The 12429-nt window shown below is 63.0% G+C and carries 12 protein-coding genes and 1 pseudogene; 1 reads left to right on the forward strand and 12 read right to left on the reverse strand.

Features of this window, described 5'->3' with window-relative positions; translation table 11 throughout:
* Positions 1–8: 8 nt before the first annotated feature.
* Entirely contained in the window at positions 9–1523 is a 1515-nt protein-coding gene (locus M728_RS21245) for an ABC transporter substrate-binding protein (RefSeq protein WP_026619770.1), read from the forward strand.
* 198 nt (positions 1524–1721) lie between these two features.
* Here M728_RS21245 and dhaK read toward each other — a convergent pair.
* The 12 genes and pseudogenes from dhaK to M728_RS21305 form a co-directional block, all read right to left on the reverse strand.
* Positions 1722–2749 (reverse strand): annotated as a pseudogene (gene dhaK, locus M728_RS21250) (dihydroxyacetone kinase subunit DhaK).
* Between the two features lie 136 nt (positions 2750–2885).
* Positions 2886–3296 carry a hypothetical protein gene (locus M728_RS21255; protein ID WP_026619769.1) on the reverse strand — a complete coding sequence of 137 codons (411 nt, stop codon included), beginning with the start codon at positions 3294–3296 and terminating at the stop codon, positions 2886–2888.
* A complete protein-coding gene (locus M728_RS21260) occupies positions 3297–4907 on the reverse strand; it encodes a putative PEP-binding protein (protein ID WP_026619768.1) in 1611 nt (536 codons plus the stop codon).
* Positions 4891–5235: an HPr family phosphocarrier protein gene (locus M728_RS21265; RefSeq protein WP_026619767.1), complete on the reverse strand. Its 345-nt coding sequence runs from the start codon at positions 5233–5235 to the stop codon at positions 4891–4893. The genes M728_RS21260 and M728_RS21265 overlap by 17 nt, the downstream gene beginning before the upstream one ends.
* Positions 5235–5633, reverse strand: a complete 399-nt coding sequence (gene dhaM, locus M728_RS21270) for a dihydroxyacetone kinase phosphoryl donor subunit DhaM (RefSeq protein ID WP_026619766.1) — start codon at positions 5631–5633, stop codon at positions 5235–5237. The genes M728_RS21265 and dhaM overlap by 1 nt, the downstream gene beginning before the upstream one ends.
* A complete protein-coding gene (dhaL, locus tag M728_RS21275) occupies positions 5630–6250 on the reverse strand; it encodes a dihydroxyacetone kinase subunit DhaL (protein ID WP_370906498.1) in 621 nt (206 codons plus the stop codon). Before dhaL ends, dhaM begins: the two co-directional genes overlap by 4 nt.
* A gap of 276 nt (positions 6251–6526) precedes the next feature.
* A complete protein-coding gene (locus M728_RS21280; protein WP_026619764.1) occupies positions 6527–8161 on the reverse strand; it encodes a dihydroxyacetone kinase subunit DhaK in 1635 nt (544 codons plus the stop codon).
* Positions 8162–8201: 40 nt separating this feature from the next.
* On the reverse strand, positions 8202–9209 hold the full coding sequence (locus tag M728_RS21285) for an ABC transporter ATP-binding protein (RefSeq protein ID WP_026619763.1): 1008 nt from the start codon (positions 9207–9209) through the stop codon (positions 8202–8204).
* Positions 9202–10299, reverse strand: coding sequence for an ABC transporter ATP-binding protein (locus M728_RS21290; protein ID WP_026619762.1), 1098 nt, complete (start codon positions 10297–10299; stop codon positions 9202–9204). The genes M728_RS21285 and M728_RS21290 overlap by 8 nt, the downstream gene beginning before the upstream one ends.
* A gap of 3 nt (positions 10300–10302) precedes the next feature.
* Positions 10303–10515 (reverse strand): hypothetical protein, encoded by a 213-nt coding sequence (locus M728_RS21295; protein ID WP_026619761.1) that lies wholly within the window; start codon positions 10513–10515, stop codon positions 10303–10305.
* Entirely contained in the window at positions 10512–11468 is a 957-nt protein-coding gene (locus M728_RS21300) for a carbohydrate ABC transporter permease (protein ID WP_026619760.1), read from the reverse strand. The genes M728_RS21295 and M728_RS21300 overlap by 4 nt, the downstream gene beginning before the upstream one ends.
* On the reverse strand, positions 11465–12391 hold the full coding sequence (locus M728_RS21305) for a carbohydrate ABC transporter permease (protein WP_156943389.1): 927 nt from the start codon (positions 12389–12391) through the stop codon (positions 11465–11467). The genes M728_RS21300 and M728_RS21305 overlap by 4 nt, the downstream gene beginning before the upstream one ends.
* Positions 12392–12429 lie beyond the last annotated feature (38 nt).

Raw genomic sequence — 12429 nt, forward strand, 5'->3', positions numbered from 1 at the left:
AACGAACCATGACCAAAAGATGGAACAACATCGGCCGCGCCGCTTTTGCAGCCGCCCTCATGCTCAGTGCCAGTTATGCCGAAGCGGCCGGCATCCTCACCATCGGCCGCCGCGAGGATTCGACGACATTCGATCCGATCAAGTCGGCCCAGAACGTCGACAACTGGGTGTTTTCCAACGTCTTCGACGTGCTTGTCCGCGTTGACAAGACTGGCACCAAGCTGGAGCCCGGCCTCGCCGAAAGCTGGACCGTTTCCGATGGCGGCCTGACCTACACTTTCAAGATCCGTGACGCGAAGTTCTCTGACGGCTCGCCGATCACTGCCGAAGATGCCGCCTTCAGCCTGCTGCGCATCCGCGACCACGAAGGCTCTCTCTGGAGCGACAGCTATAAGATCGTCGAAACCGCCGAGGCGGCCGATCCGAAGACGCTGGTCGTCAAGCTGAAGACGCCCTCCGCACCGTTCCTGTCGACGCTTGCCCTTCCGAACGTCTCGGTGCTTTCCAAGACGGCCGTCGAGGCTGGCGAGGACGCCTTCGCCGAACTGCCAACGGCATCATCCGGCGCGTTCACTGTCAAGGAGTGGCGGCGCGGCGACCGGGTAATCCTCGAAAAGAATCCGAACTTCTGGCAGGCCGACCGTGTGAAACTAGACGGCGTCGAGTGGATTTCGGTTCCGGACGACAACACTCGCATGCTGAACGTCCAGGCCGGCCAACTCGACGCAGCGATCTTCGTTCCTTTCTCGCGCGTCGAGGAATTGAAGAAGGACCCGAACCTCACGGTTCACATTGACACCTCGACCCGCGAGGACCATCTGCTCATCAACCATGAGCACGGCATGCTTGCCAAGAAGGAAGTGCGCCAGGCACTGGACATGGCGATAGACAAGAAAGCGATCGTCGACACGGTCACGTTCGGCATCGGCACGGTCGCAAATTCCTACATTCCAAAGGGCTCGCTCTATCACTACGACGCCAATTACCAGTATCCTTACGATCCTGAGAAGGCCAAGGCGATGCTGGCCGGGGCCGGAGCATCGGACCTGACGCTCAACTACATCGTAAACGCCGGCAACGAGGTCGACGAGCAGATCGCGGTGCAGCTGCAGCAGCAGTTTGCCAAGGCGGGCGTCACGGTCAATCTGCAGAAGGTCGACCCGAGTCAAAGCTGGGACATGCTGGTCGCCGGCGACTACGATATTTCGGTCATGTACTGGACGAACGACATCCTCGATCCAGACCAGAAGACCACCTTCGTGCTCGGCCACGACACCAATATGAACTACATGACCCGCTACAACAGCGACAAGGTGAAGCAACTTGTCGCCGCGGCGCGTCTGGAGCTCGATCCGGCGAAGCGTGAGGCCATGTACGTCGATATCCAGAAGACGGCGAAGGACGATGTCCACTGGGTCGACCTCTACTACAGCCCCTACCTGAACGTTTCGCGCAAGAACATCGAGAACTTCTACCAGAATCCGCTTGGCCGGTTCTTCCTGGAAGACACGGTAAAGAACTGACGATTGGACCGCCATGGACGATTACAGGCTGCGAACCGGTATCGTCCATGGCACATCAGAAACCCCGGCAAACGTTAACGCAGTCTGACGGCGACCCTCGGGGCGCCGTTCTTTCATTCAATCCCGATCCCGAACTTAAGCGGTCTGCGCCTCGATCTGCTTCGGCTGCGAAGCCACCGAGGTGATCACATCTTCCGATTAACTGCCAAGCGACACCGCCGAAATATCCGACCAGCCTCCCCAGCGCAGCACCGCCGTGTCGATCGGCGCGTCCCACAAGGAAAGCTCCCGTTCATCGAGGCGAGCAACGGTGATTGAGAGGCCCGCCATGTCCAGGGAGGTGACATAGGTTCCGACCAGCGACCGGGCAACTATGACACCCAGGCTCTGGAGCCGCGCTCGGGCGGAATTGTAGGCGAGATAGAGTTCCGACACAGGGGTGCCACCGAATCCATTGATGAGAGGAGCAGCTTATCGCCCCGGTCCCGTGCCAGATCGCTCAAGATAGCCTCGAGCATCGTTTCAACGATTTCTTCGGCGGCCGCGAATTTGACCCGTGCACGGCCCGGCTCTCCGTGAATTCCGACGCCCATCTCCATCTCGTCTTCGTTGAGCACGAAGGTTTTCCGCTCCGTGTCAGGTACGGCCACACCGCTGAGCGCCACGCCCATGGTGCGGATGCGGCCGTTGAGGTCCTCGCCGAGTGCGCTGAGCTCGTCGAGCCGCCAGCCGGCCTCCGCCGCCGCTCCGAGCAGCTTCTCGACCACGAGCGTTCCCGCAACGCCTCTCCTGCCTTGGCTGCGCTTCGACCCGCCGGGATTGACATCGTCGCGCACGATAACGGTGGCGATCCGGTGCTCGGCCGCAGCGAGTTCGGCCGCCATCTCGAAATTCATGACGTCGCCGTCATAATTCTTGACGATGAGCAGGCATCCCTCCCCGACGTCGGTCTCCCGGATCGCGGCAATGATCTGGTCCGGCGTCGGAGAGGTGAAGACATGTCCGGTGCACGCGGCGTCCAGCATACCTCTCCCGACAAAGCCGACATGCATCGGCTCGTGCCCCGAACCGCCGCCCGAAATGAGCGCGACCTTGCCCGGCCGAAGGCTCCGCCGGCGAATGAACTTCCTGTCGGCTCCGAAGCTCACCATGTGTTCATGGGCTGCTACGAAGCCGGCGAGGCTTTCAGCCACCAGCGTCTCGGGTCGGTTCATGAACTTCTTCATCGTGCATCCCCCACGACGCCGTGCTCTCCTGCCCGCAAAACGCCGCAACGCATAGAGTCTCGGCATCGGTGGCCTTGATCGAACTCGAACATAGAGAGCCTGGGCGCAGCGATGTACTGAAACACATCACGACCCTCTAATCCATCGTTCCGACCAGTTTCGCCATGTTCCGTACGAGTTCCTCGATCGCTTCGTCGAATAGGCGGTTCTTCTTTTCATCGCCGAGATCGGGAACGATCAACGAGAGCTGCCGCAGCTTCTCCGCGCTCCCGAAATCCGGCAGCTTGCCGGGGTGCGCGGATTGATAGGCCTGAAGAAAGCGCTCCTGCTCACCGGGGCTGAAGTGGCAGACGCGAAAGATCGTCGCCAGATGCCGCGCCGGCAGCGGAGTCGAATAGGCCGGACTCGTCACCTGTGTGACGAAGCTGCGATGCTTGCCGAGCGCCGCGGCGAGCCTCTGACGGGTGCCCGACGGCCGATTGTCGATGATCTGCGCCAGGATCGTCTTGTAGGCGATGATCGCGTCTTCAACCGTCTCGCGCGACATTCATTTCATCTCCGCCGCGGCCCGGCCATCAGATCGCAAGCCGCCGATTGTGGATCCTATGTCCCTCACGCGATTGGCCGCCACCGAGAAGTGGCGAAGGCCCGCAGCCATGAGCGCCGGTATATGCCGGGGTTCGGAGGCCATCTCGCCGCAGATTCCGATCGGTCTGTTCATAGCTTCGGCAAGCGCCACACCCTGCGCTATTACCCTGCAAACCGCCGGCGTGGCGGCGTCGTAAAGTGCGGCGACGCTTTGGTCGTCTCTTGCGGCAGCCGCAAGATATTGCGCCAGATCGTTTGTCCCGAAAGAAAAGAAGTTCGACCGCGAAAATCGGTCGAGCATCAGCGCCGCCGCCGGGACCTCCACCATCATGCCGATCTCCGGCATGCGAGTTTGCAACCCCCTCTTGCCAAGCGCGGTAGACTCCTCTTCGAAGATCGCCCGCATCGCATCGAGTTCCTCCGGGACCGTCACCATCGGCAAGAGGACGCCGAGATTGCCATGTACGGCGGCGCGCAGCAGCGCGCGCGCTTGGGCGCGGGCAAGCTCCGGCCGCGCCAGGAGCAACCGGATGCCCTTGAGGCCCATGAAGGATTCGCTCCTCATGGCGCCGAGGCCCGGCAATGTCTTGTCGCCGCCGAGATCGAGCATGCGCACGATCGCCGGAGATTCGCCGGCCCAATCCAATGCATGCCGATAGATGTCGTAGTGCTTTTCCTCATCGACGGCATCCGCGGGCGACGTCACCAGAAATTCGGTCCGCATCAGACCGATGCCCGCGAAGGAGGCTGGATCAATGGCCTCGAGCTCGCGCGGATCATTGATGATGGCAGACAGCCGGATCGCAACGCCGTCGGCGGTTTCGATCGTTCCGCCGGCGCGCGAGGCGGTCGGCCTTGCTGCAGGCTTCCTCGATTTCGCCTCGCGAACATGCCCATCGTCGGGCGCGATAACGGCTCGGCCGCCATTCGCATCTACAAGAACGCGCGCGCCGGGTGCGATTTCGAACCGTCCCGTCGCCACCAGCATGGGTACCGAACGGCTGCGAGCGAGCATTGCCACATGGCTGGAGACGCTGCCTTCGAAGAGGACGATGCCGCCACCGGCCGTCCAGTCATGCGCGAGGAAGAGGCTGGGCTCGAGGTCCTTGCCGACAAAGACCGAACCGGGCGCAAAATCTTCCAGAGGGCGGCCCGTGAGCGCGCTGAGGACGCGATTGCGGATGTCGACGATGTCGACCGCGCGGGCGCGGAGCTGCTCATCGGGCGCCTCCTCGATGCCGGCGATATAGTCGTCGAGCGCGCCGAGCCAGGCGAGTGCGGCGCCATCCCCGGCCGCGATCCGTTCCTCGGCCATTTCGACGAGAGCCGGATCGAGCAGCATCTCGATCTGGAAGTCGAGAATGCCGGCGCTCTCCTCGTCCGACCGATACGCGAGAGCATCGAGCTCCGCGACGGCGGTGGCGACCGCCCGTCGCAGCCGGTCGCCTTCCGCGACCACGGTGTCGCCGGGCGCGAGCGCCTCCGCCGTAAATTCGGCGGCGAGATGGACGGGCCCGACCCCCACACCCGGAGAGGCGGATATCCCGGAGATTTCAAGCGCTTCGGCCATGCTTCTTTTCTTCATCGAAATCGCGCTTGACGAGCGCCTTGAGCGCATGGATCGCTTCCGCGGCGCGTAAGCCTCGGGCTCGGATTTTCAGGATCGAACCCCTCCGAATCCTCGCCCCCATGATCTTGACGATGCTCTTGCCGTTCAGCCAGACGTTGCTGTCGTTGACCTCGATCTCGACGGTGCAGGGAAACGATTTCGCGAGCCGCGTGAAAACGACCGACGGGCGAGCATGCAGCCCGAAGCCGTGCGTCACCTCGATCTCCGCCTGACAGTAACCCTGCGTGTCCACTGCCTCGGGCGCTTCCCGTCGCGGCCTGTTGTCCATCACGGCGACAGTTCCTCCGCGGTCGCCACGACCCGGGCAAGAGCCGCCCCGCCCGACGCTTCGGCCGCTGCCATCACCGCCCCCTCGACCAAAGGCGCATCGCAAATGATCACTCTTCGGGAGCGCGGCTCCCCGAGCATTTCGATCGCCATTTCGCTGTTCGTCTCCGCCCCGCCGAGATCGACGAAGATGGCTACCCCGGCATCCGACCAGGCCCGTTCGATCGCGGCGAGGATGCCGGCGGCGTGCGTGCCGAGCCCACCCTCCGCGTTGCCGCCCGACCAGGCGAGCGGCACGCAATCGCCGACCATCTGGCGCACCATGTCGGCGGCACCTTCCGCGACAAGGGGGGAATGCGAAACGATGACGATGCCGACATTTGCAGATTTCGGGTTCATGCCGGACAATGCTCCTCCAAGAAACGACAGATCGCCGCCGTCAGCAGCGCACAACTCTTCGCGCCCGGATCGACATGTCCGATCGACCGCTCGCCGAGAAATGCGGCGCGCCCGCGCATCGCTCTCATGCCGAAAGTCAGGCTTGCCGCCCGTTCCGCCTCTTCGCAGATGTGTGCCAGTCCCGCGCGCCTTACCACTTCGGCATGCACCGGGTAAAGCACGTCGAGCAGCGTCTTGTCGCCGGGACTCGCCCGCCCGCGACGGGCGACGGCAGTGATAGCAAGCTCGAGCGCGCCTGCAAACTCGATCTGTCCGTTCGAACCGGCCAATTGACGACCGGTCTCGATCAGCAGCGTTCCGTAGAGCGGACCGGCCGCACCGCCGACGCTCATGACGAGAATGAAGCCTATCTCCTCCAGTGCTTTCGGCAGGGTAAGCTCTGCGAGCCGGTTTCGCTCGGCGTAGACCGCCTCCAGGCCGCGACGCATGTTGGTGCCATGGTCTCCGTCGCCGATAGCCCTGTCGAGTTCCGACAGATGATCGGCATTGGCGGCAATCACCTCGCGACAGGCTTCGATCAACCCGCCTATGAGCGCTGCATTTGCCACCACGACCAACACCTTTTACCAACCTCGCTCGATCATACTCGCGATCGGCCGCCACCGTTAGAGCATGTGCCTACAGCGCCGTGCGTCTTTTCAGACGCACAAAGGACGCTGTAGCACTCTGAATTGCTGCATGTTTTTGTCCTTAAATCGGGTACGATTTAAGGAAACATGCAGTAGCGCGGGATGAGGAAAAAGTTGCGCGATTTTCCGCCCGCATCCGGCGCTGACTTATAAGAGTCAACCACGGTTATGATTTAGGTCGATCCGACCTGAAATCATCGTGATCTAGGCAAGCCCTGCTGCGACTTCGAAGACCGCGGCCACAGCGATGGCTCCCGGGTCTGGTACGCCATCGAGATCCCGTTCGCCGATATAGGAGGCGCGCCCGGCCTTCGCCTTCTTCATCGCCCGTGTCGCGTCGGCGCCGGCGCGGGCTGCGGAAGCCGCCGCAGCGAGACCGCCGGCCTTGAGGGCGCGCAGCGCCGGATCCAGGGCATCCACCATCGTGCGGTCGCCAACGGCCGCTCCGCCGTAGAAGGTCATCCGTTCGAGTCCCGCCAGCAGCGCGCCCGCCATGTCCTTCGTGTCCGAATAGGCCTTGGCCGCCGCGGTGAAGAAGATCGACAGGAGCACGCCGCTCGATCCGCCCATGCTGGTGCTGAGTATGCCGCCGATCGAGGAAAGCGTCGCGGCGATGTCCTTCAGCGGCAGCCTTTCGATCTGGGCAAGAACGCTGCGCGAACCTGTCGCCACGGTCGAGCCGGTATCGCCGTCGCCGGCTCGGGCGTCGAGATGGTTGAGTTCCGCTTCGAGCGAGAGCAGATGATCGCAAATCGCCGCGATCAGCCGATCGGCGGCCGGATCGTGACTGGCCGCCACGGAATCGGTGGCGGGCACGGCAATCGCCGGCAGAACGGAGACATCATGGCACTCGACGGCGGGTATCCAGGCATGCGGGCCGACGCGCGATTTCAATGCCGCCTCACGCTCGCCATCAAGCCGGATGAGCGAAAGCGAAAAGCCGTTCATGTTGAGCGCCGTCATCATCGGCGCCGGGCCTATCGTCAGCTTCACACGCGTGGCGAGTGACGAGGAAAGGACCGTGTGGGCGATCAATCCCATCTCGATCGGCGGCACGGCGCCGAGATTGTTGATGAGAAGCGCATAGCCGCCGTCTCCCGGCAAAGCTCTGGAAAGCCGCTCGGACATTGTGGCAACAATGCTGCGCGCCTCCTGCAGGGCGATCCGTTCGGCGCCGGGTTCGCCGTGGATGCCGAGCCCCAGTTCCCCCTCGTCCGCCTCGAGCCGCTCCGCATGGGCCTGGCCGGGAATGGAGCAGGAGGAGAGCGACACGCCGAGCGAAACGATGTCGCGCGCGGCCGAGCGGGCGGCGGCGGCAACGGTCTCGAGATCCGCATCCTGCTCTGCCAAATGCCCCGCAATCTTGTGGACGAAGAGCGTTCCGGCGACGCCGCGCGGCTGGGCGATATCCGGAAGAGCGATGTCGTCGGCAACGATCACCATCTCGACGCGAAAGCCTTCGACGCGCGCCTTTTCCGCCGCGAGCCCAAAATTGAGGCGATCGCCGGTGTAGTTCTTGACGATCAGCAGGCAGCCCCTCGGCCCGGTCACCGCGCGGATCGCGGTCAGCACCGCATCGACGCTCGGCGAGGCGAAGATCTCGCCGGAAACCGCCGCGGTTAACATGCCTTTTCCGACAAAGCCCGCATGCGACGGTTCATGGCCGGCCCCGCCGCCGGAAACGACGGCAACCTTCGCCTTGTCCCAGTCGCCGCGCAGGACGACCTTGATGTCGGGATAGCTGTCGAGGCGCGCGAGGGTGCCGGCTGGCGCGGTCTGCAGCAGGCCGTCCAGCGCTTCGGTGACGATGTTTTCCTTGCGGTTGAAAAAGTGCTTCATCGTGCTCATCCAATTGCCTTGTCGATTAATCCCCGCAGCATCAGCGCAGCCGCTCGCCGGCCGACCCGAAATAAAGGGGCTGTCTCAGTGAAAGGTTGATCCGGTCGCCTGGCTTGATGGAGAGATAGGGATCAGCAAGCGTCACGAGCTTGTGCCCCCTCACCCGGATGTGCAGGTGGTTCTGGTCGCCGAGATGCTCGATCCAGTCGACTTCGGCATTGCCCTGAGCGTTGGTCGCGATCTCCAGATGTTCGGTGCGCGCGCCGATCGTCAGCGCGCCGAATGGTGGCGCGGCCCCGGGCAGAAGGTCTATGGGAAGCAGGTTGATGTGCGGCTGGCCGAGGCGCGCGGCGACATGCAGATTGGCCGGGTCCGCGTAGATCTCCCGCGGCGTGCCGACCTGCACGAGCCTTCCCTCGGACAGAATGCCGATGCGATCCGCCATCGTCATCGCCTCGACCTGGTCATGGGTGACGTAGAGAAGCGTCGAGCCCAGCTCCTTTTGGATCCGCTTCAGTTCGAGCCGAAGCTCCGCCCTGAGCTTCGCGTCGAGTGACGACAGCGGTTCGTCCATGAGATAGATCGCCGGACGGCGCACCAGCGCGCGGCCGATCGCGACGCGCTGCATCTCGCCGCCCGAAAGCCGCGTCGAGCGGTTTTGGAGCTTATGCTCGATCCGAACCATGCGTGCGACCTCGCGCACGCGCCGGTCGATCTCCTCGGCGCCAAGCCGCCGTGCCGGCGAGCGCAGCGGAAAGGCGAGATTGTCGTAGACGCTTAAGTGCGGATAGAGCGAATATTGCTGGAAGACGAAGGCCACGTCGCGTTCGGCCGGCGACTGTCGACCGACGTCGCGACCGGCGATCGTTACCCGCCCGCAATCCGGGCTTTCGAGCCCGGCGATCAAGCGCAGGGTTGTCGTCTTGCCGGCGCCCGTCGGCCCGAGGAGGACCACGAATTCCCCGTCCCTGATGGTTAGCGACAGATCGTCGACCGCGACCGTGTCGCCGAAGGTCTTGCCAATACCGTGAAGAACGACCTCAGCCATGGTGCGCCTCCGCATAGAGGGAGGATGCGATCGCCCTGCCCGAGGTGTAGTCGAAGACGGCGAGCCTAGCCTGGTTGAATTCGAGCCCGACGATCTCGCCGAGCCTGAAGCTGCGGTCGGCCGAAACGCGCGCCTTGACGATGCCGGCGGCGGTCTCCACGGCGACGATCTGGTTGGTGCCCAGATACTCGCTGCCATAGACAGCACCGCGGACGGGGGAGTGATCGCTGAAGCGGATATGTTCCGGACGGACGCCGAGCGCCATTTCGCCCGGCGCCACGTCCTCCCCCACCTCCGGCACGGCGACTTCGACACCGTCGAGGAAGATCGATCGCGTCCCTCTCTTGAGCCCCGAATGGAAGCGCATGAAATTCATCGGCGGCGAGCCGATGAAATCGGCGACATACATCGAGGCTGGACGATTGTAGATTTCCTGCGGCGTGCCGAACTGCTCGATCACGCCGTGATTCATGACCGCGATCTTGTCGGCCATCGCCATCGCCTCGTGCTGGTCGTGGGTCACGTAGACCGTTGTCGCATGGATGCGATTGTGGAGCTCGCGCAGCTCATGGACCATCACCTCGCGGAATTCCGCGTCGAGCGTGCCGAGCGGCTCGTCCATCAGAAAGCATTTGGGCCGCCGGATGATCGCGCGGCCAAGCGCAACACGCTGGCGGTCGCCGCCGGCGAGCCCCGAAACCGACCGGTCGAGGATGTGGTCGATCCTCAGGAGCTTCGCGGTCTCCTCGACGCGGGCGCGGATTTCCGCCTTCGGCACCCCCTGCGACAGGAGCGGGAAACCGATGTTCCGGCGCACATTCATGTGCGGATAAAGCGCGAAGAGCTGGAAGACGAAGGCGATGTCGCGGGCGCTCGCCCGGTTGAAGGTAACGTCCTCGCCATCGAGATAAATCTTGCCGCTGGTCGGCAGCTCGAGCCCGGCGATCATCCTGAGCGTCGTCGTCTTGCCGCAGCCTGACGGCCCGAGCAGCGCCAGAAACTCGCCGTCCTGGACCGTGAAACTCGAATCCTCGACAGCGACGAAATCACCGAACTGCTTGCGCAGGTTTACGATCTTGATCTCGGACATCGCTTACTCCGGAAATTTCGAGACGATGATGAACATGACGGTTCCAGTCAGCAGCATGGCCAGCGAATAGGTGTAAAGCGTCAGCAGGAACGGCTGGAACAGCATCAGGAAGCCCGCGGCGATCAGCACCGTCGCGATGTTTTCCATCGGTCCGCGCCGCAGGAACAAGGACCGCTTCTGCCGGGCTGTAGGGGTCGTTTTTTGCGGAGTCGTCATTTGCGTACCGCTCCGAAGGTGATGCCGCGCAGCAACTGCTTGCGCAGGATGATGGTGAAGACGAGAATCGGCACCAGGAAGATCGTCGTGCCGGCCGCGACCGCCGGCCAGTCCTGTCCGCCCTCGCCGATGATCGTCGGGATGAACGGCGGCGCGGTCTGCGCCGAGCCCGAAGTCAGGAGCACCGCGAAGGCATATTCGTTCCAGGCGAAGATCAGGCAAAAGATCGCGGTCGCGGCGATGCCGGTCGTCGCCTGCGGCAGCACGACCTTCCAGAAGGCCTGCAAGCGGGTATAGCCATCGATCATCGCCGCCTCTTCGTATTCGCGGGGAATCTCGTCGATGAAGCCCTTGAGCAACCAAACGGCGAGCGAGACGTTGACGGCGGTATAGAGCAGGATCATCCCGAGCGCCGTGTCGGAAAGTCCGAACTGGCGATACATGAGGTAGATCGGGATCGCGACCGCGATCGGCGGCATCATTCGCGTCGAGAGAATGAAGAACAGGAGATCGTCGGCGAGTGGAACGCGGAACCTGGAGAAACCGTAGGCCGCAAACGTTCCCAGAGAGACCGCAAGGAAGGTCGAGCCGAAAGCGATCACGAGCGAATTGCCGAAGCGCGGCCAATAGTTCGATGGGCCGGCGATGACCATGTTGCGGTTGCGGGTGATCTCGTCGCAGGTGCTGGTCGGTGCTGGGAGCGACTGGATATAGTCCGGCGTCTGCCTTGTCCGCGTCGTGAAGAGATTGCAGAAGCCCTCGAGCGTCGGGGTGAAGACGACCTTCGGCGGATAGCTGATCGAATCCGGCGGCGACTTGATGCTCGTCAGAAAGATCCAGGCGAGCGGGATCATCGTGACCAGCGCATAGAGGATGACGATCGTGCCGGCGATGCGTTTCACGGTCGGCGTCGGCTCGACCACGGAATGGGCGGTGGTATTGACCGAACTCATCGCTGTTTCACCTTGTTGAGCGCTTTGACGTAGATGTTGGCGAGGCCGAACACCGCGACGAAAAGAATAATTGCGAAGGCCGAAGATCGTCCGGTGAGCCAGCTTTCGAAGGCCTCGCGCTTCAGCGTGATCGACGCGACCTCGGTGGTCGAACCAGGCCCTCCGCCTGTCAGCAGCATGACCATGTCGAACATCTTGAAATTCTCGATGCCGCGGAAGAGCACGGCGAGCATGATGAAGGGCAAGGCCATCGGCACGGTGATCGACCAGAATTGCCGCCAAGCGGACGCGCGGTCGACCTCGGCGGCCTCGTAGATGTAGTCCGGGATGGACCTGAGGCCGGCGAGGCAGATCAGCATGACGTAGGGGGTCCACATCCAGGTATCGACGATGATGATCGCCCAGGGCGCCAGGCTCACCGAACCGAGCATCTCGAAGGATGACGGCGGAATGCCCGTGAAGAACGAGACGATATAATTGAAGAGGCCGATCTGCGGCTGGTAGAGGAACCGCCAAAAGTTGCCGACGACCGCCGGCGACAGCATCATCGGGATGAGGATGACCGTCGTCCAGAAGGCGTGGCCGCGGAACTTGCGGTCGATCAGATAGGCAAGTGCGAAGCCGATGACCGTCTGTAGGAGGATCGTCCAGAAGACGAAATGCGCCGTCGTCTGCATGGCGATCCAGATATCCGGGTCGTTCAGCACCCGCTGGTAGTTGCGCAAGCCGACGCCGTCGACTTCGGCGTAAGGGCGGTTCGCGCGGAAATTCGTGAAGGACAGATAGACCGCCCAGATCAGCGGGAAGATATTGATCGCAAGCAATAAGGCGATCGTCGGCGTGATGAAGAGCCAGGCGATGGCACGGTCGGAAAGACCGCGCACCCGAACCGCGATCGTCGTCGGCGTAGCGTGGGCAAGCATGTCGGCGGATCGCTCCGCAATAGTGGAAGGGGCATCGG

It is taken from the genome of Ensifer sp. WSM1721 (assembly GCF_000513895.2).
Classification (GTDB): Bacteria; Pseudomonadota; Alphaproteobacteria; order Rhizobiales; family Rhizobiaceae; genus Sinorhizobium.

Coding starts and splice junctions, on each gene's coding strand:
- M728_RS21245 (WP_026619770.1), top strand. CDS start 9: ATGACCAAAAGATGGAACAACATCGGCCGCGCCGCTTTTGCAGCCGCC.
- M728_RS21255 (WP_026619769.1), bottom strand. CDS start 3,296: ATGTCGCGCGAGACGGTTGAAGACGCGATCATCGCCTACAAGACGATC.
- M728_RS21260 (WP_026619768.1), bottom strand. CDS start 4,907: ATGGCCGAAGCGCTTGAAATCTCCGGGATATCCGCCTCTCCGGGTGTG.
- M728_RS21265 (WP_026619767.1), bottom strand. CDS start 5,235: ATGGACAACAGGCCGCGACGGGAAGCGCCCGAGGCAGTGGACACGCAG.
- dhaM (WP_026619766.1), bottom strand. CDS start 5,633: ATGAACCCGAAATCTGCAAATGTCGGCATCGTCATCGTTTCGCATTCC.
- M728_RS21280 (WP_026619764.1), bottom strand. CDS start 8,161: ATGAAGCACTTTTTCAACCGCAAGGAAAACATCGTCACCGAAGCGCTG.
- M728_RS21285 (WP_026619763.1), bottom strand. CDS start 9,209: ATGGCTGAGGTCGTTCTTCACGGTATTGGCAAGACCTTCGGCGACACG.
- M728_RS21290 (WP_026619762.1), bottom strand. CDS start 10,299: ATGTCCGAGATCAAGATCGTAAACCTGCGCAAGCAGTTCGGTGATTTC.
- M728_RS21295 (WP_026619761.1), bottom strand. CDS start 10,515: ATGACGACTCCGCAAAAAACGACCCCTACAGCCCGGCAGAAGCGGTCC.
- M728_RS21300 (WP_026619760.1), bottom strand. CDS start 11,468: ATGAGTTCGGTCAATACCACCGCCCATTCCGTGGTCGAGCCGACGCCG.
- M728_RS21305 (WP_156943389.1), bottom strand. CDS start 12,391: ATGCTTGCCCACGCTACGCCGACGACGATCGCGGTTCGGGTGCGCGGT.